The organism is Paracoccus aerius (genome assembly GCF_014656455.1).
GTDB lineage: Bacteria > Pseudomonadota > Alphaproteobacteria > Rhodobacterales > Rhodobacteraceae > Paracoccus > Paracoccus aerius.
Genome location: NZ_BNCL01000004.1, coordinates 180,419 through 201,811, shown reverse-complemented (window position 1 = coordinate 201,811; position 21,393 = coordinate 180,419). Strand labels below are relative to the sequence as shown.

Genomic DNA, 21,393 nt, shown 5'->3' with positions numbered 1-21,393 from the left:
TGACGCTGATTCGAAAGGGCCGGTTTTGCAAAAACTGCAGGACTATTGGACAGAGCGAAGCTCTCAGCAGAAAGCCGTCCTGGTGGCGGCGTTTCTGACCACATTCCTTGCCATCGCGGGCTTTGCCTGGCTGGCGAACCGGCCTTCGATGAGCCTGCTTTACGGCGGCCTCGATGCGGCCCAGGCGGGCGAGGTGGTGGCGGGGATCGAACGCGCGGGTGTCCCCTATGAGGTGCGGGGCGATGCGATCTGGGTCGATGCCGCCAGCCGCGACAAGCTGCGCATGGATCTGGCATCACAGGGCCTGCCTGCCGCGGGTGGCGCGGGCTATGAGCTGCTGGACGGGATGTCGGGCTTTGGCACCACCTCGCAGATGTTCGACGCCGCCTATTGGCGCGCGAAGGAGGGCGAACTGGCCCGCACCATCCTGGCGCTGCCCAACGTCAAGACCGCGCGCGTCCACCTGGCGATCGCGACCGGGCGCGGATACCGCCGCGACGGGCAGGGCAGCGCGTCGGTCACCATCGGCACGAACGGCCAGTCCATCAGCCGCGACCAGGCGGCGGCGCTGAAATACCTGATCTCCTCGGGGGTGCCGGGCATGACACCTGAAGCTGTCACGGTGATCGATACCAAGAACGGCATCGTCGCCTCGGGCGAGGATGAGCCCGGCGCCGACCGCGCCGCCGAGATCAAGCGCAATGTCGAGCGGATCCTGGAACCCCATGTCGGCATCGGCAACGCCATCGTCGAGCTGAACCTGGACGTGGTCACGGAAACCGAGATGCTGACCGAGCAGCGCTTCGATCCCGACAGCCGCGCTCTGATTTCCCAGGTGACCGAGGAAACCACCGACCAGAGCAATTCAACGGGGACCGGGGCGGTCACGGCGGCCTCGAACCTGCCCGATGCAGACCAGGCCCAGGGCGACCGGTCCGAGGCGAATCGGCAGGAAACCCGGCAGCAGGCCAATTATGAAGTGACCCGCGTCACCCGCGAAGTGTCGCGCCAGCCCGGGTCGACCCGGCGGCTGACCGTCGCGGTGCTGGTCAACGGCGTGGCCGCCGAAAACGCCCAGGGCGAGATGCAGATGGTGCCGCGCAGCGAAGGCGAGTTGGACGTGCTGCGCGAGCTGGTGGCATCTGCCGTGGGCTATGACGAGGCGCGCGGCGACCAGATCACCGTCAAGTCGCTGCCCTTCGCGGGCCTGGGCGAGGGCGGGACCGCCGCCGCGCCCGGCTGGATCGACCGGCTGGAACTGAACGGTCTGGCGCGGATCGGGCTGATCGGGGTCTTCGCTTTGGCAGTCGTGTTCCTGGTCCTGCGCCCGGTGCTGAAGGCTCGCGCCCGGCCCGCGCTGGATGACAGCCTACCCCCGCTGGAGGCGCCGGCCCTTACCGGGACGATCATGCCCGCGGCCGAGATCCTGCCCGAACCTGCGCTGGCCCAGTCCGCCCCCGAACATCTGGCGCTTCCCCCGGGCGATCCGGTGGCCCGGCTGCGCAGCATGATGAAGGAACGCCATGACGAAAGCGTCAAGATCCTGACCGGCTGGATCGACAACAAGGAGAACGCGCATTGACCCTTGCGGCATTCAAACTCGAATCCTTCAGCGCCGCGGTGGCGGCCCAGGGCGCGGCCCTGACCTTCAGCCGCGAGGCGCTGGACCAGGCCTTTGCCGACGGGCTGGCCGAAGGCATGGCGCGCCAGCAGGACGAACAGGCGCGGACGCTGAATGCGGGGCTGGAACGCCTGGCCCGCGCGCTGACCGATGAGGACGCCCGCCGGGCCGAGTTGCGCTGCGAGGCCGTGGCGGCCCTGGCGCCGATCCTGTCGCAGATCCTCGACTGCCTGGTGCCAGCCGCCGACTCGCGCCGCCTCGAAGCCGCGCTGACCGAGGAACTGCTGCGCTTGTCCCGGCAGGGCCAGCCGTTGCGCGCCAGCATCGCCTGCAGTCCTGCCCTGCGCGCGATGGTGGATCGATGCCTGGCCGATTGCGGCCTTGGGGGGATCGAGGTCACCGACAGCGACGGCGACCGCATCTCCTTGTCGCTGCAGGGCGGCAGGATCGACCTTGATCCCGCGCGCGTGGCCAATGACATCCGCGCGCTGCTGTCCGAGATCACCGGACCCAAACCTGACGGAGACGAGACATTATGGACGCATTGAACCACCTGATCGACACCGACGCCATTCAGGTCGAGGTGACGGTGCGCTTGGGTCGCACCCGCCAGACCGTCGCGCAACTGGCGGCGCTGCGGCCCGACGACATCCTGCTGCTGGACCAGTCCATCGACGAAGGGGTCGAGATCTGCGTGGGCGACAAGGTCATCGCACGGGGCGAGTTGACCGCCGACGGCTCGGCCGAGGACCGGCTTTGCGTGCGCATCCTGCCCGCGCCCGGCGCGGCATGATCCGTCGCGCCGCCCTTGCCGCATTCCTGGCGGCGCTGCCGGCGGCTGCCTTGGCGCAGGATGCCTTTGGACCCCTGGCCCAGCAGGTGGGGCAGGGGCTGGGGCAGAACGCCGTGCTGCTGGTGGGGGCGCTGACGGCGCTGTCGCTGGCGCCCGGCATCGCGATCATGGTCACCTGCTTTCCCTTCATCGTCACGGTCCTGTCGATCCTGCGCCAGTCGATCGGGCTGCAATCCTCGCCGCCGAACATGCTGATCGTCGCCCTGGCCATGTTCCTGACCTGGTTCATCATGGACCCGGTGTTCCGCGAAGCCTGGTCCGTCGCCGGCGCCCCCCTGCAGGAAGGCGCGATCACCCTGGGCGAGGCCATCCGCCGCGGCATCGTTCCCTTTCAGGACTTCATGGCCGCCCGCACCGACCCCGACACCTTGGCGGGGCTGGCCGAGATCGCGCCCGGCAGCGGCGACCGCAGCACGCAGCTTTCGGTGCTGATCCCGTCCTTCATGCTGTCGGAAATCCAGCGGGCCTTCGAGATCGGCTTCCTGGTCGCGCTGCCCTTTCTGATCATCGACCTGGTGGTCTCGGCCGTGCTGATGTCGATGGGGATGATGATGGTGCCGCCGGTGGTGGTGTCGCTGCCCTTCAAGCTGGCCTTCTTCGTGGCCGTGGACGGCTGGACGATGATCGCCGGGGCACTGGTCCGAAGCTATCAATAAGTGCCGTGCCCGTTGCGTCGGGCGCCCATCCGGGGCAGATGCGAGCCAAGCTTCAGGAGGCTTGGGAGATGGCATCACGATCAGCCGGGCGGCACGCCGGGACCGGCGCGCCATGAGCGTGGAACTGCGCGCGGTGGGCGTCAGCCTGTCGGGCCGGCGGATCCTGCACGGGATCTCGGCCCAGCTGTCCGAGCCGCGGGTGGGCATCGTCGGGCGCAACGGGTCCGGCAAGACCACGCTGGCGCGGGTCGTGGCCGGACTGATCGAGCCGAACGACGGCGAGGCGCGGATCGGCGGGCTGGACATGGCGCGCGACCGCCGCGCGGCCCTGGCCGCTGTCGGAATCATTTTCCAGAACCCTGACCACCAGATCATTTTCCCCACCGTCCTGGAGGAAGTCGCCTTCGGCCTGACCCAGCAGGGCCATCCCCCGCGCGAGGCCGATGCCGGGGCGCAGGCGATCCTGCAGCGGTTCGGCAAGGCCCATTGGGCGGGGGCCGCCACGCACAGCCTGTCGCAGGGCCAGAAGCAGCTTCTTTGCCTGATGTCCGTTCTGGCGATGCGGCCGGGGGTGATCGTGATGGACGAGCCGTTTTCGGGCCTCGACATCCCGACGCGGATGCAACTGATGCGCTATCTGGATGGCATTGACGCGCAGGTGGTGATGGTCACCCATGATCCGGCGCAACTGCGCGGCTTCGACCGGATCCTGTGGCTTGAACAGGGGCAGCTTGTGGCGGACGGCCCGCCTGCCGACGTGCTGCCCCATTTCGAGGCGCGGATGCTGGAATGGGGAGGGATGGATGATCTCGCTCACCTCTCCGGTTGAGACATGGGCGCATCGGATTCCGGCAGGCGCCAAGCTGCTGGCATTGTCGATCGCGACCCTGGCCCTGTTCCTTCTGGAGCCCTTCATGATTGCAGTGGCGACGCTTGCGGTTGCCGTGCTGTACCTGTCGGCCGGTCTGACCTTTGCCGCACAGGGGCTGCGCCACCTGCGGATGCTCTGGCCCTTCTTGCTGCTGATCGCCGTCTGGCATGGAGTGACCGGGCAGGCGCAGGCGGGCGCCGCCATTGCCCTGCGGCTGCTAGCCGCGCTGGCGCTGGCGAATTTCGTGACCATGACCACGCGGCTGACCGACATGATCGCGATCATGACATGGCTGCTGGCGCCGCTGCGCCGGCTTGGCCTGTCCACCCGCGCGGTGGAACTGGCCATTGCCATGGTCTTGCGCTTCACGCCGATGCTGGTGGAAAACGGCCAGCGGCTGGCGATGTCCTGGCGGGCGCGGTCGCGGCGGCGTCCGGGCTGGCGGATCGTGATGCCGATGGCCGCCTTGGCACTGGACGACGCGGACCATGTCGCAGAAGCTTTGCGCGCGCGGGGCGGGATTCTGCCCGACATCCATCGGAGGAACTGAAATGGAACGCAACATGACCCGGATCGCGCTGTTTGCCGCGCTGATCGCGGCCCTGGGGCTGATTCCCAGCCTGACGCTGGCCTTCGGCGTGCCCATCACCGCGCAAAGCATGGGCGTCATGCTGGCAGGTGCAATCCTGGGTGCGCGGCGCGGGGCGCTTGCAGTGCTGCTGTTCATGGCGCTTGTGGCTTTGGGCTTGCCGCTGTTGGCGGGCGGGCGCGGCGGGCTGGGGGCCTTTGTCGCGCCCACCTCGGGCTTTTTCCTGGGCTGGCCGGTGGCGGCCTTCGTGATCGGGCTGATCGTGGAACGCTGGCGGACAGGTCCGCTGGCGGTGACGGTGGCGATGGCCTCGATCATCGGCGGGATCGTGGTTATGTATGGCTTTGGCATCGTCGGCATGTCGATCGCGCTGAACAAGACCCTGGCGGAATGCGCGGCTCTGGTCACGGCCTTCCTCCCCGGTGACCTGATCAAGGCGGTGCTGACCGGGCTGATCACCCAGGCTCTGGCGCGGTCGCGTCCGGCCAGCCTGCTGTCGCGCCCGTAGAGGGGAGCGGATTTTTTCAAGCAACATCAGATCAGTCTTTGACCTGTCATGCCGCGCGGCTATGCTTTCGCCGATGGATCATGCCGCCTGCGGGCAAGGCCCGGAAGGCGGCGCAACCGGGGGACGAATTATGAACAGACTTGATCGCCGCGGGCTTCTGAAGGGCGCGGGTGCCGCCGCGGGGCTGGCACTCGCCGCGCCGTTGGTGGCACGTCCGGGCTTTGCCCAAGGGTCGGGCACGCTGAACATCTTTGCCTGGGCAGGCTATCTCAACGACGAGATCCTGGGCGCCTTCAAGGACGCCACCGGCATTACGCCGAACTTCACGCCCTATGGCACCAACGACGAACTGCTGAACCAGCTGCGCGCCAACAACGGCGGCGGCTTCGACCTGATCTGGCCGACCGTGGACAGGGTGCCGAACTATGTCGAGTTTGGCCTGATCCAGCCCCTGGACGAAGCCAAGATCGAGGTGGCGAAGGTGCTGCCCTCGGCTTGGGAAAACTCGACCAAGCTGGGTGCGGTGGTGGATGGTAAGCGTTACCAGGTGCCGACCGACTGGGGGACCGAGGCCGTGGCCTTCGACCGAGACCAGATGCCGCTGGAGTATGGCAGCGCCTCCTATGGCGACATCTGGGGCGAGGCGGCGGCAGGCAAGGCCACCGTGCGCGCCCATTCCGCCCTGGTGGGGCTGGGCCTGTGGCTGGAAGCCGAGGGCAAGCTGCCTCGCCCGCTTCTGGACGCCTTCACCAGCCCCGAAGCCCAGACCGAGATCTTCGACGTGATCCTGGCCGAGGCCGTGGCCCGCAAGGGCAACATCATCCAGTTCTGGAACAACGAGAACGAGGCCCAGGGCGCCTTCCGCGTCAACGGCGCGGCCGTGGGCCAGACCTGGGATTCGACCGCTGCGGCCCTGGCCAAGGAAGGCCTGCCCGTGGGCTTCATCGCGCCCAAGGAAGGCGCGCTTGCCTGGATGGAAGGCCTGTCGATCCCTGCGGGGGCCGAGAACCTGGATGCGGCCTACGCCTTCATCAATTGGTTCCTGACGCCGGAAGCGGGCGCGATGTATACCAACGCGACCTCGATCAACTCGACCGCGGTGGGGTCTGCGGACCTGCTGTCGGACGAGGCCAAGGCATTCTTCGCTGCGGCCTATCCAGGCGACGCGTTGGACAAGCTGTGGTGGTGGCCGATCCAGGAAAGCTGGTACATCACAAAGCGCAACGAATATCAGGACCGCTTCCTGTCGGCCTGACAATCGCGGGACAGGGGTCATCCCCCTGTCCCCAACAAGACGAGGGATGGATGTCGCATTCGGTAGAGCTTGACGGGATCGGGATGAGCTTCGGGACCACGCGCGCGGTCAGCGACGTGTCCTTCACGGTCCAGCCGGGCGAGTTCTTTTCGATCCTGGGGCCCTCGGGCTGCGGCAAGACCACCATCCTGCGGATGATCGCCGGCTTTCTGGAGCCGACCGAGGGGCGCGTCCTGATCGGCGGCAAGGACATGCGCGGGCTGGGTCCGAACCAGCGGCCGACCGCGATGATCTTCCAGTCGCTGGCGCTGTTCCCGCTGATGCCGGTCTGGGAAAACATCGCCTTCGGGCTGGAAGCGCGCGGCCTGGGCAAGGCCGAGCGGCGCAAGCGGGCGGATGAACTTCTGCGTCTGATCGCGCTTGAGGGATACGGCGACAGGATGCCGGGCGAACTGTCGGGCGGGCAGCGCCAGCGTGTCGCCATTGCCCGCGCGCTTGCGGTGGAACCGGGCGTCCTGCTGCTGGACGAGCCGCTGTCGGCCCTGGATCTGAAGCTGCGCCAGCACATGCGGGCGGAACTGCGCGCGCTGCAGAAACGCACTGGCGTCACCTTCATCTACATCACCCATGACCAGTCCGAGGCGCTTGCCATGTCGGACCGCGTGGCGGTCATGTCGGCGGGCCTGTTGCAGCAGGTCGCCACCCCGCGCCAGCTTTACGACAACCCCGCGACCCCCTTCGTCGCCCGCTTCGTGGGCGAGACGAATGCGATCACGGGCCGGGTCAGCGCCATCGGCGACGGCATCGCCCGCGTCGATACCGCGCTTGGTCCGCTGCACGGGCGCGCCGACGGCCACCTTGCCATCGGCCAGGGCGCGACACTCTATGTCCGGCCCGAGGCGCTGATGCCCGGTGTCGGCGCCAATACCCTGCGCGCCCGCGTCAGCCGCATGGATTTCGAGGGCGCCTTCGCCCTGATCCACGGCCAGTTCGCGGATGGGGCCGCGCTGACGGCGGCTGTGCCTTCGACCCGGCTGGCGGATGCCCCCGCGCCGGGCAGCGATTCCAGCTTCTTCTTTGCCCCCGAACATGCGGTGGTTCTGGCCGATGCGTGATCTTTACGCGCGCTTCGGGGGCGGGCTTGCGACGATCTTCCTGTCGCTGGTGCTGATCTGGCTGGCGGCCATGGTGCTGGCGCCGAACCTGATGATGATCGACTATGCCCTGCGCCCGAACCTGCCCCCCGCCCAGATCGGGACCAAGGCCGATGCCTGGTCGCTGGACAATTTCCTTTATCTGGCGAACGAAGGGGTGCATCGCGCGATCTTCTTCAAGACCATCTGGGCAAGCGCCCTGGTCGCGGCGGTGACCCTGGTCGTCTGCTATCCCATCGCCTTCTGGATGGCGCAGCGCGCGACTCCGGGGCAGTTGTCCGTCGCGCTGATGCTGGTCATCATCCCCTTCTTCATCAACGAGGTGCTGCGCACGCTGGCCTGGTTCATCCTGCTGGCCTATCGCGGGCCGTTGAACGCGGCGCTGCAGGGGATCGGGCTGATCGACGCGCCGATCCGCTGGCAGGGCGATGGCGGCGTGCTGGCGGGGATGGTCTATGCCTATATCCTGTTCATGCTGCTGCCGATCTACAACGCCATCGAAAGCCTTGACCGGTCGCAGCTTGAAGCCGCGCGCGATCTGGGATCGCCCACCTGGCGGACCCATTGGCGGGTCGTCATTCCGCATGCCAAGGCGGGCATTGCAACGGGCTGCGTCTTCACCTTCATGCTGGCCGCCGGATCCTATGTCGCGCCCGCGCTGCTGGGCAGCCCCGGCAGCCGCTGGTTCACCGAGATCATCTACAACTGGTTCTTCGAGGGCGGCGACTGGAACCGCGGCGCGGCCTATGCGCTGACGCTGCTGGTCCTGTGCCTGGCCGTGGTCCTGGTCACGCTGCGCATCGCGCGGGTCAACCTGACGGATGTGGCGAAATGACGGCGGACCGGATCTTTCGGGGACTGTTCGTCCTCTATCTGCTGGCTTTCGTGGCCTATCTGTTCGCGCCGCTGCTGATCATGGGGATCGCGGCCTTCAACGAAAGCCGCTTTCCGACGGTGATCCCCTGGCAGGGCACGACGCTGGACTGGTTCTCCGCGATGTGGGCGGACGCGGCGATGTGGAAGGCGCTGTTGACCTCGGCCATCGTGGCGGTGCTGGTGGTGGTCGTGGCGCTGCCGGTGGGCACGGCTGCCGCCTTGGTGCTGACGACGCTGCATTCGCGGGCGCGCAGCATGGCCTATGCGGTGATGGTTTCGCCCCTGCTGACGCCGGGGGTGGTGATCGGGATCTCGACCCTGATCCTGTGGCGGCAGGTGGGCGTCGGCGGCGGGATCGCGCTGATCGTGGTGGCGCAGACGACCTTCATCATCTGCTATGTGATGCTGATGGTCATGGCCCGGCTGCAACGCTTCGACCGCACGCAGGAAGAAGCGGCCCTTGGCCTTGGCGCGTCGCGGGTGATGGTCTTCCGCCGGGTGCTGCTGCCCTTCCTGCGGCCTGCGCTGCTGGCATCCGGGGGACTTGCGATCCTGCAATCGGTGGAAAACTACAACACCACGCTGTTCGTGCGCGGGTTCGAGACGCCCCTGACCGTCTTCATCGCCACCAAGGTCCGCACGGGCCTGACGCCGGCCGTCAACGCCCTGGCCCTGGTCATCATTGCCGCCACGATCATCGGCGCCATCGCATACGAGATCGCCCGGCGCCGGCAGGTCACAGCGCGGCCGCGTCCCTGATCGGGCTGCGCGACATCTGCGCCACCGCGTCGCGCAGGCGCTTGGCCAGGGGCGACAAGGGGCGTCGCTTCAGGTCCAGCAGGAAATAGGGCGACACGCGAATGGGCCGGGGCGTCGGGATGATGGTGAAGCCCGCCCCCACGGGCGGCTGGATCAGAAGCTCTGCCACCTCGTGCGAGACCGGCGTGATCGCGTTGGTCTGCGCAAGATAGGCAATGGTCAGCAACAGCGAGGGGCTGTTGACGATGTTGGCGGGCTCGGACAGGCCCACGCCCGCAAAGGCCGCCAGGGTGGCCTCGCGGATGGGGGCGCCGCGCTGCTGCATGATCCATTCCTGGCCTGCCAGTTCGGTCAGCGTGACCAGTTGCGCGCGGGCAAGCGGGTGATCCGCGCGGGCCATAAGGGCCACCTTTTCATCCGACATGGGCAGGATGTTGAAGCTGTCGCTGTCGAAATCCGGCAGGATGCGACCCAGCACGAAGTCCATCTCGCCGGCCGCCAGCTGCATCAGCAACTCTCGCGAAGGCATCACGTCCACGGTGATGTCGGCGCCGGGGCTTTCTTCCTTGATGCTGCGGATCGCGCTGACAAGATAGCTGATCGCAGGACCCGTCACCGCGCCGACCCGCACCGACCCGGCATAGCCGCCGCGCAGGGCATTCACGTCGGCCTCGATGCTGGCCATCTCGCGCAGGATGACGCGGGCGCGCCGCAGGACGGCGGTGCCGATCTCGGTCGGCTCCATCCCCTTGGGCTGGCGGGTGAACAAGGCGGCGCCGACCTGGCGTTCGGCATCGGCCAGCATCCGGGATGCGGCAGGTTGGGTCATGGCCAATTGGTCCGCCGCCATCTGCAACTGGCCGTGCAGGGCGATTTCATGGACCAGGCGAAGCTGGGCGGGTTTGAGCGCGCGAAATGACATATCTATTTGGGTATGCAGGGTGTCTATTTTCTCATTTTACCGTCATGCCACCTTTGCGCTACATCTTTCTGACCTTTGGAGGATGCGCGGCCACCGATGCCGCGCGCAGGGAGGATAAAGATGACGTTCAGAACCGCTGCGGTCGCATTGGCGATCGGGGTATCGTGGCTTGCGACCGGTGCCATGGCCGAAACCATTGGCATCGCCATGCCGACGAAATCCTCGGCCCGCTGGATCGACGACGGCAACAACATGGTCAAGCAGTTGCAGGAAGCAGGCTACGAGACCGACCTGCAATATGCCGAGGACGACATCCCGAACCAGTTGGCCCAGGTCGAGAACATGATCACCAAGGGGGTGGACGTCCTGGTGATCGCCGCCATCGACGGTACGACCCTGTCGAACGCCCTGGAGAACGCCGCCGCCGCCGACATCAAGGTCATCGCCTATGACCGCCTGATCCGCGGGTCCGAGCATGTCGACTATTACGCGACCTTCGACAACTTCAAGGTCGGCGTCCAGCAGGCGACCACCCTAGTTGACGGGTTGAAAGAGCGTTTCCCGGACGTGAAGCCCTGGAACGTGGAACTGTTCGGCGGCAGCCCCGACGACAACAACGCCTTCTTCTTCTATGACGGCGCGATGTCCGTGATCCAGCCGCTGATCGACGACGGATCCATCGTGATCGGATCCGGCCAGACCGGGATGGAGACCGTGGGCACGCTGCGCTGGGATCCGGCCGTGGCGCAGGCGCGCATGGACCTTCTGTCGTCGAACTATGCCGACAAGCAGGTCCATGGCGTGCTGTCGCCCTATGACGGGCTGTCCATCGGCATCCTGTCTTCGCTGAAGGGCGTGGGCTATGGTTCGGGCGACATGCAGATGCCGATCGTGACCGGCCAGGACGCCGAGATCCAGTCGGTCAAGTCCATCCAGGCGGACGAGCAGTATTCGACCATCTTCAAGGACACCCGCGAACTGGCCCGCGTCACCGTGGGCATGGTCGACGCCGTCCTGAAGGGCAGCGAGCCCGAGATCAACGACACCGAGACCTATGACAACGGCGTCAAGGTCGTGCCGTCCTATCTGCTGGAGCCGGTGCCGGTGACGAAGGCCAACATCAAGGAGGCTCTGGTCGATTCCGGTTACTACACCGAAGACCAGCTGAAGTGACCCTTGCGGGGCGGGCCGAAGCGTCCGCCCCCCGATCGACCGGCACCTTGGGAGGGGATGCGAATGACGAAGCTGAGACATATGCTGACCGTTGCCGCGATGGCGATGGCGGTTCCGCTGGCTGCGGTGGCGGCCGAGGAGAAGGTGGGCATCTCGATGCCAGAGAAGGTCACCGCGCGCTGGGTCGCGGACGGTGAGAACATGGTCAAGCAGTTCCAGGAAGCCGGCTATCAGCCCGACCTGCAATACGCCAATGACGACATCCCGACGCAGCTGAGCCAGATCGAGAACATGATCACGACCGGCTCGAAGGTGCTGGTGATCGCGGCCCTGGACGGCACGACGCTGTCGAACGCGCTGGAAAACGCCGCCGCGTCCGACATCAAGGTCATCGCCTATGACCGCCTGATCCGGGACACGCCGAACGTCGACTATTACGCCACCTTCGACAACTTCAAGGTCGGCGTGATGCAGGGCACTTCGCTGGTGGAAGGCTTGAAGGAACGCTTCCCGGACCAGAAGCCCTGGAACGTTGAACTGTTCGGCGGCAGCCCCGACGACAACAACGCCTATTTCTTCTATGACGGCGCCATGAGCGTGCTGCAGCCGCTGATCGATTCGGGCGATATCGTGATCCCCTCGGGGCAGATGGGGCTGGACACGGTCGGCACGCTGCGGTGGGACGCAGCGACGGCGCAGGCGCGCATGGACAACATCCTGTCCGCGAACTACGGCGACAAGGAGGTTCATGGCGTCCTGTCGGCGAATGACGGGCTTGCGCGCGGGATCATCTCGTCCGTGAAGGGCGTGGGCTATGGCTCGGCCGACCTGCAGATGCCGATCATCACCGGCCAGGACGCCGAAATCCCCGGCATCAAGGCGATCATCGACGGCGAACAGTATTCGACGGTCTTCAAGGACACGCGCGAACTGGCCAAGGTCACGGTCGGCATGGTCAACGCCATGCTGGAGGGCACCGAGCCCGAGGTGAACGACACCGAAACCTATGACAACGGCGTCAAGGTCGTGCCGTCCTATCTGCTGGAGCCTGTCGCGGTCACGGCGGCGAACTGGAAAGAGGTTCTGGTCGATTCGGGCTATTACACCGAAGACCAGCTGAAGTAAGTCCCGGCGGTCCCGGCCCGCGCCGGGACCACCTCACGATGGGAGAAACACGATGACGGCCATCCTCGAGATGCAGGGCATCACCAAGACCTTTCCGGGCGTCAAGGCGCTGAGCAACGTGAACCTGTCGGTCCGCGAAGGCGAAATCCACGCGATCTGCGGCGAAAACGGTGCAGGCAAGTCGACGCTGATGAAGGTGCTGTCGGGTGTCTATCCCCACGGAAGCTATGACGGCGAGATCCTGTATGACGGCAAGCCCGCGCGCTTCCGCGACATCCGCGACAGCGAACATGCGGGCATCGTCATCATCCACCAGGAACTGGCCCTGGTCCCGCTGCTGTCGGTGGCCGAGAACCTGTTTCTGGGCAACGAGGTCGCCACGGGCGGCGTGATCAACTGGCCGCTGGCCTACCAGAAGACCGAAACGCTGCTGCGCAAGGTCGGCCTGACCGAGGCGCCGACCACAAAGGTGGAGAAGCTGGGTGTCGGCAAGCAGCAGCTTGTCGAAATTGCCAAGGCGCTTGCCAAGAACGTGCGCCTTCTGATCCTGGACGAACCGACCGCCGCGCTTCAGGAAAACGACAGCCAGAAGCTTCTGGACCTGATGCTGGAACTCAAGGCGCAGGGCGTCACGCAGATCATCATCAGCCACAAGCTGAACGAAATCCGCCGCGTCGCCGACCGCGTGACCGTGATCCGCGACGGCTCGACCGTATCCACGCTCGACCGGTCCGAGATCAACGAGGACCGCATCATCCGCGACATGGTCGGCCGCGACATGGCCAACCGTTATCCCGACCGCACGCCCCAGATCGGCGAAATGCTGATGGAGGTGCGGAACTGGTCGGTCATGCATCCCGAACAGCCCCGCCAGGTGATCCGCGACGTGTCCCTGTCCGTCCGCAAGGGCGAGATCGTGGGCATCGCGGGCCTGATGGGATCGGGCCGCACCGAATTCGCCATGAGCTTGTTCGGCCGAAGCTATGGCCGCGACATCAAGGGCGAGGTGACCTTGGCGGGCGGCAAGCCCGACTTGTCCACCGTGTCCCGCGCCATCGAGGCCGGGCTGGCCTATGTGACCGAGGATCGCAAGGTCCTGGGCCTGATCCTGGACGAGCCGATCCTGCGCAACATCTCGCTGGCGAACCTGGAAGGGATCTCCAAGGGCTCGGTCCTGTCGCGGGGCCGCGAACAGCAGGTGGCCGAGAAATACCGCAAGGTCATGAACATCCGCACGCCCAGCGTGTTCCAGCGGGTCGTGAACCTGTCGGGCGGCAACCAGCAGAAGGTGGTGCTGTCCAAGTGGCTGTTCACCGACCCCAAGGTGCTGATCCTTGACGAACCCACCCGCGGCATCGACGTGGGCGCCAAGTTCGAAATCTACAACATCATGAACGAGCTTGCGGCCCAGGGCCACGGCGTCGTCATGATCAGCTCGGAGATGCCCGAGCTTCTGGGCATGTGCGATCGCATCTATGTCATGAACGAGGGCCGGATCGCCGGCGAGCTGACCCGCGAACAGGCCAGCCAGGAACGGATCATGGCCCTGATCCTGCAAGACGGAATGAAGGGGGAGGCTGCATGAGCACCGCCGAAACGAACAAGCCTGCAACGTCAGGCATCGGCGCCCATCTGGGCAGCCATCTTCGCGAGAACGGGATGATGCTGGCGCTTGTCGCCATCGTGCTGTTCTTCTTCGTGATCGTGCGCGCGACCCAGGGGGTGGACTTCCTGTCGGCGCAGAACATCACCAACCTGTTCCTGCAGAACTCCTATGTCATCATCATGGCCCTGGGGATGCTTCTGGTGATCGTGGCGGGCCATATCGACCTGTCGGTCGGGTCGGTCGCGGCCTTCACGGGCGCGGTGGCATCGGTGCTGATGGTGCGGATGGGCCTGCCGGTGCTGGTGGTGATCCCGATCGTGCTGGTCGTGGGCGGGCTGATCGGTGCCGCGCAAGGATACTGGATCGCCTATTGGCGCATCCCGTCCTTTATCGTGACGCTGGCCGGGATGCTGGTCTTCCGCGGCCTGACCCTGTGGCTGCTGGGCGGCCAGAACATCGGTCCGTTCGAGCGGTCCTTCCAGTCGCTGTCCACCGGCTTCATCCCCGACCTGTTCGGCCCGGACAAGCCCAACTTCACCGCCCTGATCCTGGTCGCGGTGGCCGCCGCCGCGATCGTCTGGACCGGCATCCGTGGCCGCGCCCGCGAGGCCGAGTTCGGCATCACCCCCGAACCCGCGGGCTTCTTCTGGGCACGCAATGCCGTCGTGGTAGTCGCGCTTCTGTTCGTGGGCTGGAAGCTGGCCAGCTTCCGGGGCCTTCCGAACGTGCTGCTGGTCATGTCGGTCCTGATCGTCCTTTACGCCTTCTTCACCGAGTCTACGACCACAGGGCGGCGCATCTATGCCCTTGGCGGGAACGAGAAGGCAGCGAAGCTGTCGGGCATCAAGACCGAACGCCTGGTCTTCTTCACCTTTGTCAACATGGGCGTGCTGGCCTCGCTGGCCGGGATGATCGTCACGGCCCGGTTGAACAGCGCCACTCCCAAGGCCGGCGTCGGGTTCGAGCTAGACGTGATCGCTGCGGTCTTCATCGGCGGCGCGTCGATGTCGGGCGGGGTGGGGCGCATCATCGGGGTCGTGGTCGGCGCGCTGATCATGGGCGTGATGAACAACGGCATGTCGATCATGGGCATCGGCATCGACTACCAGCAGGTCATCAAGGGCCTGGTTCTGCTCGCCGCCGTGATCTTCGACGTCTACAACAAGAACAAGCAAGGCTAGAACCATGTTTCTGTCGCAACTGAAAAGCCCCGGCGGCGACCGGGTTGTCGCCGCACGCGAGAATGACAGCGCCTGGATCGTGCCTGGCGCGCGTTCCACCCGCGATCTGGCCCTGGCCGCCATCGCCGCAGGGCATGGCCTTGGGGCCGAGGTAAGGGCACGCGGCCAGGGCGAGGCCGTCGATCTGGCCGCCGCCCTGGCCGAAGGCCGGGTGCTGCTGCCGCTGGACCACGATGATCCGGCGCACCTGCACCTGACCGGCACCGGGCTGACGCATCTGGGCAGCGCCGCCACACGCAACTCGATGCATGCCAAGACGGACGCCGAGGCGCTGACCGACAGCATGAAGATGTTCCGCATGGGGCTGGAAGGGGGCAAGCCGCAGAACGGGGCCGCCGGCGTTCAGCCTGAATGGTTCTACAAGGGCAATGGCGTGAATGCGATTGCCCCCGGCGCGCCCCTGGTCTCGCCGGGCTTCGCCCTGGACGCAGGCGAGGAGCCGGAAATCGCTGGCCTTTACCTGATCGGCCCGGACGGCACGCCCTTCCGCCTGGGCTTTGCGCTTGCCAACGAGTTTTCCGACCATGTGACCGAACGCGGCAATTACCTGTGGCTGGCGCATTCCAAGCTGCGCCCGGCCAGCTATGGCCCCGAGATGCTGGTAGGCGATCTGCCGCAGCATGTGGAAGGCACCAGCCGCATCCTGCGCGACGGACAGGCGATCTGGGAAAAGCCCTTCCTGTCGGGCGAATCCAACATGTCGCATTCGCTGGCGAACCTGGAACACCACCACTTCAAATATGCGCTGTTCCGCCAGCCGGGCGACGTGCATGTGCATTTCTTCGGCACCGCGACGCTGTCCTTCGCGGATGGCGTCAAGGCGCAGTCGGGCGATGTCTTCCAGATCGAGGCGCCCGCCTTCGGCCTGCCCCTGTCAAACCCGCTGGACCAGCAGCAGAACGGCGAAATCCCTGTCGCCGTCGCCACTCTCTAGAGGCTCAAGATGACGTTCAAACCCGCCCCCTGGCCCCGCCAGCTTCGTTCCCAGCACTGGTATGGCGGCACCTCGCGCGACACGATCTATCACCGCGGCTGGATGAAGAACCAGGGCTGGCCCCATGACCTGTTCGACGGGCGCCCCGTCATCGGCATCATGAACACCTGGTCCGACATGACCCCCTGCAACGGCCATCTGCGCGAACTGGCCGAGAAGGTGAAGGCGGGCGTCTGGGAGGCCGGCGGCTTCCCCGTCGAGGTTCCGGTCTTTTCCGCATCCGAAAACACCTTCCGTCCCACCGCGATGATGTTCCGCAACCTGGCCGCCCTTGCGGTCGAGGAAACGATGCGCGGCCAGCCCATCGACGGTGCGGTCCTGCTGGTCGGCTGCGACAAGACCACGCCGTCCCTGCTGATGGGCGCGGCGTCCACCGACATCCCGTCGATCGTCGTCACCGGCGGGCCGATGCTGAACGGATATTTCCGGGGCGAACGCGTCGGATCGGGCACGCATCTGTGGAAGTTCAGCGAGGCCGTGAAGGCCGGAGAGATGACGCAGGAGGAGTTCCTGGAGGCCGAGGCCTCCATGTCGCGGTCCACCGGCACCTGCAACACGATGGGCACGGCGTCCACGATGGCGTCGATGGCCGAGGCGCTTGGCATGGCGTTGTCGGGCAATGCCGCGATCCCCGCCGTGGACAGCCGCCGCCGCGTGATGGCGCAACTGTCGGGCCGTCGGATCGTGCAGATGGTCAAGGACGACCTGAAGCCTTCCGACATCATGACGCGGGCTGCCTTCGAGAACGCCATCCGCACCAACGGCGCCATCGGCGGGTCCACCAATGCGGTGATCCACCTGCTGGCCATCGCGGGCCGGGTGGGCGTGGACATCACGCTGGATGACTGGGACCGCTGCGGGCGGGACGTGGCGACCATCGTGAACCTGATGCCGTCGGGCCAATACCTGATGGAGGAGTTCTTCTATGCCGGCGGCCTGCCGGTCGTGCTGAAACGGCTGGGCGAGGCCGGGCTGCTGCACAAGGACGCGCTGACCGTCAGCGGCTCCTCGATCTGGGACGAGGTCAAGGATGTCGTCAACTGGAACGAGGACGTGATCCTGCCCGCCGACCGCCCGCTGATGGCCCAGGGCGGCATCGCCGTGCTGCGCGGCAACCTGGCGCCCAAGGGCGCGGTGCTGAAACCGTCCGCCGCCAGCCCGCATCTGCTGGTCCATCGCGGCCGCGCGGTCGTGTTCGAGGATATCGACGACTACAAGGCCCGGATCGAGGACGAGGCGCTTGATATCGACGAGACCTGCGTGATGGTGATGAAGAACTGCGGCCCCAAGGGCTATCCCGGCATGGCCGAGGTCGGCAACATGGGCCTGCCGCCCAAGGTGCTGCGCAAGGGCATCACCGACATGGTGCGGATTTCCGACGCGCGCATGTCGGGCACGGCCTACGGCACAGTTGTCCTGCACACCAGCCCCGAAGCCGCGGCAGGCGGCCCCTTGGCCGTGGTCCGAAACGGCGACATGATCGAACTGGACGTGCCGAACCGCCGCCTGCACCTGGACATTTCGGACGAGGAACTGGCCCTGCGCCTGGCCGAGTGGCGGCCCAGCCACGAGTTGCCGGCCAGCGGCTATGCCTGGCTGCACCAGGCGCATGTTGAAGGGGCCGATACCGGGGCGGATCTGGACTTCCTCAAGGGCTGCCGCGGCAACCCGGTCGGACGGGACAGCCACTGATGAAGATCGCGTTGGTCGGCATCGGGAAGATCGCGCTGGACCAGCATGTGCCGGCGCTGAATGCCAGCCCGGACTGGGATCTGGCCGCGACCGTCAGCCGGAAGGGCACGGTCGATGGCGTCGAGGCCTTCACGGACATCGACGCCATGCTGGAGGCGCGGCCCGACATCCCGGTGGTCAGCCTGTGCCTGCCGCCCGTGCCGCGGTTCGAGGCGGCGCAGGCCGTGCTGCGCGCGGGCCGCCACCTGATGCTGGAAAAGCCCCCCGGCGCCACCCTGGCCGAGGTTCACGCGCTGTGCGACCTGGCTGAACGGCAGGGCGTCACGATCTATGCCACCTGGCATTCGCGCATGGCGATGGCCGTGGCTGCCGCGCGCGACTGGCTGGCGGGCAAGACCGTCCACGAAGGCCGGATCATCTGGCGCGAGGACGTGCGCAAGTGGCATCCCGGCCAGGACTGGATTTTCGAGGCAGGCGGCATGGGTGTCTTCGATCCGGGGATCAACGCCTTGTCGATCCTGACCGCCATCCTGCCCCAGCCGGTGCGCCTGCTGTCCGCCGACCTGGACTTCCCGGCCAACCGCCAGGCCCCAATCGCCGCGCGGTTGCAGTTCAGCCAGGGGGTCGGCGCCGACTTCGACTTCCGCCAGGAAGGCCCGCAGACCTGGGACATGGAGTTCCAAACGGATGCCGGGCAGATGGCGCTGCGCATGGGCGGCAACCGGCTGGAAATCGACGGCCGGCATGTGCAGGGCGCCGACGACATCATGGGCGAATACCCCGCGCTTTATGCACGGATGGCAAAGCTGGTAGGCGAAGGAAAATCGGACGCGGACCTTGCGCCCATGGTCCTTGTGGCCGATGCCTTCACCCTCGGGCGGCGGAATACCGTCGCGGACTTCCAATTCTGAGGATAATGCAATGACCTTCACCCCCCACGGCAAACATCTGATCGCAGGCGAATGGCTGACGGGAGAGGGAACCTTCCGATCCTCGCCCGCCCACGGCCCTGTTCATGAATTCAGCGCGGGAACCGTGGATCTGGTCGACCGCGCCGTCCAGGCGGCCGAGGAAGCCTTTCTCGCCTATTCGGCGACCAGCCGCGAGGAGCGGGCGCGCTTTCTTGAAGCCATCGCCGACCAGATCGAGGCGCGGGCCGAGGCCATTACCGCCATCGGCACGGCGGAAACCGGCCTCCCCGAGGGGCGGCTTCAGGGCGAACGCGGCCGCACGACCGGCCAGTTGCGGCTGTTCGCGGACCATATCCGCAAGGGCGACTACCTCGACCGCCGCGTCGATCCGGCGCTGCCCGACCGCCAGCCCCTGCCGCGTCCCGACCTGCGCCTGATGCAGCGGCCCATCGGCCCGGTCGCGGTCTTCGGCGCCTCGAACTTCCCGCTGGCCTTCTCGACCGCGGGCGGCGACACGGCCTCGGCGCTGGCCGCGGGCTGCCCGGTCGTCGTCAAGGGGCATCCCGCCCATCCCGGCACCGGGGAAATCGTGGCCGACGCCATCCATGCCGCGATCCAGGAGACCGGAATGCCGGCAGGCGTGTTCAGCTTCATCCACGGCGACAGCCATGCGGTCGGCGCGGCACTTGTGCAGCACCCGCTGATCAAGGCCGTGGGCTTCACCGGCAGCCTGCGCGGCGGCCGCGCCCTGTTCGACCTCTGCGCCGCCCGGCACGAGCCGATCCCCTTCTTCGGCGAATTGGGCAGCATCAACCCCGGCTTCGTCCTGCCCCATGCGCTTGCCGCGCGCGGCGCCAAGCTGGCCGAGGGCTGGTCGGGCAGCCTGACCATGGGTGCGGGCCAGTTCTGCACCAATCCCGGCCTGCTTGTGATGCCCAAGGGCGTGCTGGCCGACGCCTTTGCCAAGGCGGCAGGCGACATCGTGGCCAAGTCGGCACCGCAGATCATGCTGACCGACGGCATCGCCGAGGCCTATCGTGCGGGCGCCAATCGCGCCGCCGGGATCGCCACGCCGATCTTCGAGGGGGTCAGCGAGGGCCGCAACGCCCTGCCGTCGATCTACAAGACCACGGCCGAGGAATTCCTGCGCGACAACACCCTGGCCGAGGAGGTGTTCGGCCCGCTGGGAATCATCGTCACCGTGTCCGACGACCAGCAGATGCTGGACGTGGCCCTGGCGATGGAAGGTCAGTTGACCGCCACGCTGCACATGGATGACGGCGACACCGACCTGGCGCGGCGGCTGATGCCGATCCTGGAACAGAAGGCGGGCCGGATCCTGGCCAATGGCTGGCCCACCGGGGTCGAGGTCGCGGACGCGATGGTCCACGGCGGCCCTTATCCGGCATCGACCAATTTCGGCGCGACCAGCGTGGGGACCATGGCAATCCGCCGTTTCCTGCGCCCGGTCAGCTACCAGAACATCCCCGAGGCGCTGTTGCCCGAGGATTTGCGGGGCCTCTAGGCCCCGTAACCATTGCCCGGCAGGAGACCGGGCGATTTCAAGAGGGAGGAAAACCATGACCATCAAGACCCTGCTGGGCACAGCAGCATTCCTGGCCGTCTCGGCCACCGGCGCCTTCGCCGAAGGCGAAACGGTCGGCTTCTCGCAGATCGGATCGGAATCCGGCTGGCGGGCGGCCGAAACCACGCTGACCCGGCAGCAGGCCGAGGAACGCGGCATCCAGCTGCAATTCTCGGATGCGCAGCAGAAGCAGGAAAACCAGATCGCCGCGATCCGGTCCTTCGTGGCCCAGGGCGTGGACGCCATCCTGCTGGCCCCGGTCGTGGCCACCGGCTGGGATTCGGTCCTGCAGGAAGCCAAGGAGGCCGAGATCCCGGTGGTCCTGCTGGACCGGCAGGTGGACAGTTCCGAGGACCTCTACCTGACCGCCGTGGGCTCGAACCTGGTCCATGAAGGCGAAGTCGCCGGCGAATGGCTGGTGAACGAGGTCGGCGACCGCGAATGCCCCATCGTCGAATTGCAGGGCACCACCGGATCAAGCCCCGCCATCGACCGCAAGACCGGCTTCGAAAACGCAATCAAGGACCACGCCAACCTGTCCATCGTCCGCAGCCAGACCGGCGACTTCACCCGCGCCCTGGGCAAGGAAGTGATGGAAAGCTTCATCCAGGCCGAAAACGGCGGCCGCGACATCTGCGCGCTTTACGCCCATAACGACGACATGGCGGTCGGCGCGATCCAGGCCATCAAGGAAGCCGGACTGAAGCCCGGCGAGGACATCCTTGTCGTGTCCATCGACGCCGTTCCGGACATCTTCAAGGCCATGGCCGACGGAGAGGCCAATGCAACGGTCGAATTGACGCCCAACATGGCCGGTCCCGCCTTTGACGCGCTTGAAGCCTATTGGGCCGATGGCACGATGCCGCCGAAGTTCATCCAGACCGAATCGAAGCTGTTCACCCAGGCTGACGATCCAGCGGGCGAATACGAGCGCCGCAAGGGCCTGGGCTACTGACGCCCTTTCGCCGGGCCGCCCCCGTGGCCCGGCATCCATCCCGAAGG

The 21,393-nt window shown here is 66.5% G+C and carries 21 protein-coding genes; 20 read left to right on the top strand and 1 reads right to left on the bottom strand.

What is annotated here, in order from left to right; genetic code table 11:
• The first annotated feature begins 25 nt into the window (after positions 1-25).
• The 11 genes from fliF (at position 26) to IE224_RS06945 (ending at position 9,142) form a co-directional block, all read left to right on the top strand.
• Positions 26-1,582, top strand: coding sequence for a flagellar basal-body MS-ring/collar protein FliF (fliF, locus tag IE224_RS06995; RefSeq protein ID WP_268939179.1), 1,557 nt, complete (start codon positions 26-28; stop codon positions 1,580-1,582).
• Entirely contained in the window at positions 1,579-2,169 is a 591-nt protein-coding gene (locus IE224_RS06990) for a hypothetical protein (protein WP_191309013.1), read from the top strand. Before fliF ends, IE224_RS06990 begins: the two co-directional genes overlap by 4 nt.
• Positions 2,157-2,414 carry a FliM/FliN family flagellar motor C-terminal domain-containing protein gene (locus IE224_RS06985; protein ID WP_191309011.1) on the top strand — a complete coding sequence of 86 codons (258 nt, stop codon included), beginning with the start codon at positions 2,157-2,159 and terminating at the stop codon, positions 2,412-2,414. The genes IE224_RS06990 and IE224_RS06985 overlap by 13 nt, the downstream gene beginning before the upstream one ends.
• Complete coding sequence (gene fliP, locus IE224_RS06980) at positions 2,411-3,130, top strand: flagellar type III secretion system pore protein FliP (protein ID WP_167623012.1); 720 nt, start codon at positions 2,411-2,413, stop codon at positions 3,128-3,130. The genes IE224_RS06985 and fliP overlap by 4 nt, the downstream gene beginning before the upstream one ends.
• A 61-nt stretch (positions 3,131-3,191) precedes the next feature.
• Complete coding sequence (locus IE224_RS06975; RefSeq protein WP_229849276.1) at positions 3,192-3,959, top strand: energy-coupling factor ABC transporter ATP-binding protein; 768 nt, start codon at positions 3,192-3,194, stop codon at positions 3,957-3,959.
• A complete protein-coding gene (locus tag IE224_RS06970; RefSeq protein WP_191309009.1) occupies positions 3,934-4,551 on the top strand; it encodes a CbiQ family ECF transporter T component in 618 nt (205 codons plus the stop codon). Before IE224_RS06975 ends, IE224_RS06970 begins: the two co-directional genes overlap by 26 nt.
• A gap of 1 nt (position 4,552) precedes the next feature.
• Positions 4,553-5,098, top strand: a complete 546-nt coding sequence (locus IE224_RS06965; protein ID WP_167623010.1) for a biotin transporter BioY — start codon at positions 4,553-4,555, stop codon at positions 5,096-5,098.
• Between the two features lie 130 nt (positions 5,099-5,228).
• Positions 5,229-6,353, top strand: coding sequence for an extracellular solute-binding protein (locus IE224_RS06960; RefSeq protein ID WP_191309007.1), 1,125 nt, complete (start codon positions 5,229-5,231; stop codon positions 6,351-6,353).
• 50 nt (positions 6,354-6,403) lie between these two features.
• Entirely contained in the window at positions 6,404-7,468 is a 1,065-nt protein-coding gene (locus IE224_RS06955; RefSeq protein ID WP_191309005.1) for an ABC transporter ATP-binding protein, read from the top strand.
• Positions 7,461-8,342, top strand: coding sequence for an ABC transporter permease (locus IE224_RS06950; protein ID WP_191309003.1), 882 nt, complete (start codon positions 7,461-7,463; stop codon positions 8,340-8,342). The genes IE224_RS06955 and IE224_RS06950 overlap by 8 nt, the downstream gene beginning before the upstream one ends.
• The gene (locus IE224_RS06945) at positions 8,339-9,142 is read left to right on the top strand and encodes an ABC transporter permease (protein ID WP_191309001.1); all 804 of its coding nucleotides are present in this window, start codon (positions 8,339-8,341) and stop codon (positions 9,140-9,142) included. Before IE224_RS06950 ends, IE224_RS06945 begins: the two co-directional genes overlap by 4 nt.
• Here IE224_RS06945 and IE224_RS06940 read toward each other — a convergent pair.
• A complete protein-coding gene (locus IE224_RS06940; protein ID WP_167623005.1) occupies positions 9,120-10,064 on the bottom strand; it encodes a LysR family transcriptional regulator in 945 nt (314 codons plus the stop codon). The two genes, IE224_RS06945 and IE224_RS06940, sit on opposite strands and share 23 nt — an antisense overlap.
• Positions 10,065-10,184: 120 nt before the next feature.
• On the opposite strand from IE224_RS06940, the gene chvE (IE224_RS06935) reads away from it, so the two are divergent.
• From chvE (IE224_RS06935) to ytfQ, 9 genes are all read left to right on the top strand, one after another.
• Complete coding sequence (gene chvE / locus IE224_RS06935; protein ID WP_191308999.1) at positions 10,185-11,237, top strand: multiple monosaccharide ABC transporter substrate-binding protein; 1,053 nt, start codon at positions 10,185-10,187, stop codon at positions 11,235-11,237.
• A gap of 81 nt (positions 11,238-11,318) precedes the next feature.
• On the top strand, positions 11,319-12,362 hold the full coding sequence (chvE, locus tag IE224_RS06930) for a multiple monosaccharide ABC transporter substrate-binding protein (RefSeq protein ID WP_229849290.1): 1,044 nt from the start codon (positions 11,319-11,321) through the stop codon (positions 12,360-12,362).
• A gap of 52 nt (positions 12,363-12,414) precedes the next feature.
• A complete protein-coding gene (mmsA, locus tag IE224_RS06925) occupies positions 12,415-13,947 on the top strand; it encodes a multiple monosaccharide ABC transporter ATP-binding protein (protein ID WP_191308995.1) in 1,533 nt (510 codons plus the stop codon).
• The gene (gene mmsB / locus IE224_RS06920; RefSeq protein WP_167623001.1) at positions 13,944-15,149 is read left to right on the top strand and encodes a multiple monosaccharide ABC transporter permease; all 1,206 of its coding nucleotides are present in this window, start codon (positions 13,944-13,946) and stop codon (positions 15,147-15,149) included. Before mmsA ends, mmsB begins: the two co-directional genes overlap by 4 nt.
• Positions 15,150-15,153: 4 nt before the next feature.
• The gene (gene araD1, locus IE224_RS06915; RefSeq protein ID WP_167623000.1) at positions 15,154-16,143 is read left to right on the top strand and encodes an AraD1 family protein; all 990 of its coding nucleotides are present in this window, start codon (positions 15,154-15,156) and stop codon (positions 16,141-16,143) included.
• A 9-nt stretch (positions 16,144-16,152) separates the two neighbouring features.
• Positions 16,153-17,895, top strand: a complete 1,743-nt coding sequence (gene araD, locus IE224_RS06910) for an L-arabinonate dehydratase (RefSeq protein ID WP_191308993.1) — start codon at positions 16,153-16,155, stop codon at positions 17,893-17,895.
• A complete protein-coding gene (locus tag IE224_RS06905) occupies positions 17,895-18,806 on the top strand; it encodes a Gfo/Idh/MocA family protein (RefSeq protein WP_191308991.1) in 912 nt (303 codons plus the stop codon). Before araD ends, IE224_RS06905 begins: the two co-directional genes overlap by 1 nt.
• A 10-nt stretch (positions 18,807-18,816) precedes the next feature.
• The gene (locus IE224_RS06900) at positions 18,817-20,331 is read left to right on the top strand and encodes an aldehyde dehydrogenase (NADP(+)) (protein WP_191308989.1); all 1,515 of its coding nucleotides are present in this window, start codon (positions 18,817-18,819) and stop codon (positions 20,329-20,331) included.
• A 55-nt stretch (positions 20,332-20,386) separates the two neighbouring features.
• Positions 20,387-21,346, top strand: coding sequence for a galactofuranose ABC transporter, galactofuranose-binding protein YtfQ (ytfQ, locus tag IE224_RS06895; protein ID WP_191308987.1), 960 nt, complete (start codon positions 20,387-20,389; stop codon positions 21,344-21,346).
• Positions 21,347-21,393: the final 47 nt, after the last annotated feature.

What these genes read in the sequence shown, in the direction of transcription:
- IE224_RS06985 (WP_191309011.1), top strand. Translation starts at nt 2,157, where the DNA reads ATGGACGCATTGAACCACCTGATCGACACCGACGCCATTCAGGTCGAG.
- fliP (WP_167623012.1), top strand. Translation starts at nt 2,411, where the DNA reads ATGATCCGTCGCGCCGCCCTTGCCGCATTCCTGGCGGCGCTGCCGGCG.
- IE224_RS06970 (WP_191309009.1), top strand. Translation starts at nt 3,934, where the DNA reads ATGATCTCGCTCACCTCTCCGGTTGAGACATGGGCGCATCGGATTCCG.
- IE224_RS06965 (WP_167623010.1), top strand. Translation starts at nt 4,553, where the DNA reads ATGGAACGCAACATGACCCGGATCGCGCTGTTTGCCGCGCTGATCGCG.
- IE224_RS06960 (WP_191309007.1), top strand. Translation starts at nt 5,229, where the DNA reads ATGAACAGACTTGATCGCCGCGGGCTTCTGAAGGGCGCGGGTGCCGCC.
- IE224_RS06955 (WP_191309005.1), top strand. Translation starts at nt 6,404, where the DNA reads ATGTCGCATTCGGTAGAGCTTGACGGGATCGGGATGAGCTTCGGGACC.
- IE224_RS06950 (WP_191309003.1), top strand. Translation starts at nt 7,461, where the DNA reads ATGCGTGATCTTTACGCGCGCTTCGGGGGCGGGCTTGCGACGATCTTC.
- IE224_RS06945 (WP_191309001.1), top strand. Translation starts at nt 8,339, where the DNA reads ATGACGGCGGACCGGATCTTTCGGGGACTGTTCGTCCTCTATCTGCTG.
- IE224_RS06940 (WP_167623005.1), bottom strand. Translation starts at nt 10,064, where the DNA reads ATGTCATTTCGCGCGCTCAAACCCGCCCAGCTTCGCCTGGTCCATGAA.
- chvE (WP_191308999.1), top strand. Translation starts at nt 10,185, where the DNA reads ATGACGTTCAGAACCGCTGCGGTCGCATTGGCGATCGGGGTATCGTGG.
- chvE (WP_229849290.1), top strand. Translation starts at nt 11,319, where the DNA reads ATGCTGACCGTTGCCGCGATGGCGATGGCGGTTCCGCTGGCTGCGGTG.
- mmsA (WP_191308995.1), top strand. Translation starts at nt 12,415, where the DNA reads ATGACGGCCATCCTCGAGATGCAGGGCATCACCAAGACCTTTCCGGGC.
- mmsB (WP_167623001.1), top strand. Translation starts at nt 13,944, where the DNA reads ATGAGCACCGCCGAAACGAACAAGCCTGCAACGTCAGGCATCGGCGCC.
- araD1 (WP_167623000.1), top strand. Translation starts at nt 15,154, where the DNA reads ATGTTTCTGTCGCAACTGAAAAGCCCCGGCGGCGACCGGGTTGTCGCC.
- araD (WP_191308993.1), top strand. Translation starts at nt 16,153, where the DNA reads ATGACGTTCAAACCCGCCCCCTGGCCCCGCCAGCTTCGTTCCCAGCAC.
- IE224_RS06905 (WP_191308991.1), top strand. Translation starts at nt 17,895, where the DNA reads ATGAAGATCGCGTTGGTCGGCATCGGGAAGATCGCGCTGGACCAGCAT.
- IE224_RS06900 (WP_191308989.1), top strand. Translation starts at nt 18,817, where the DNA reads ATGACCTTCACCCCCCACGGCAAACATCTGATCGCAGGCGAATGGCTG.
- ytfQ (WP_191308987.1), top strand. Translation starts at nt 20,387, where the DNA reads ATGACCATCAAGACCCTGCTGGGCACAGCAGCATTCCTGGCCGTCTCG.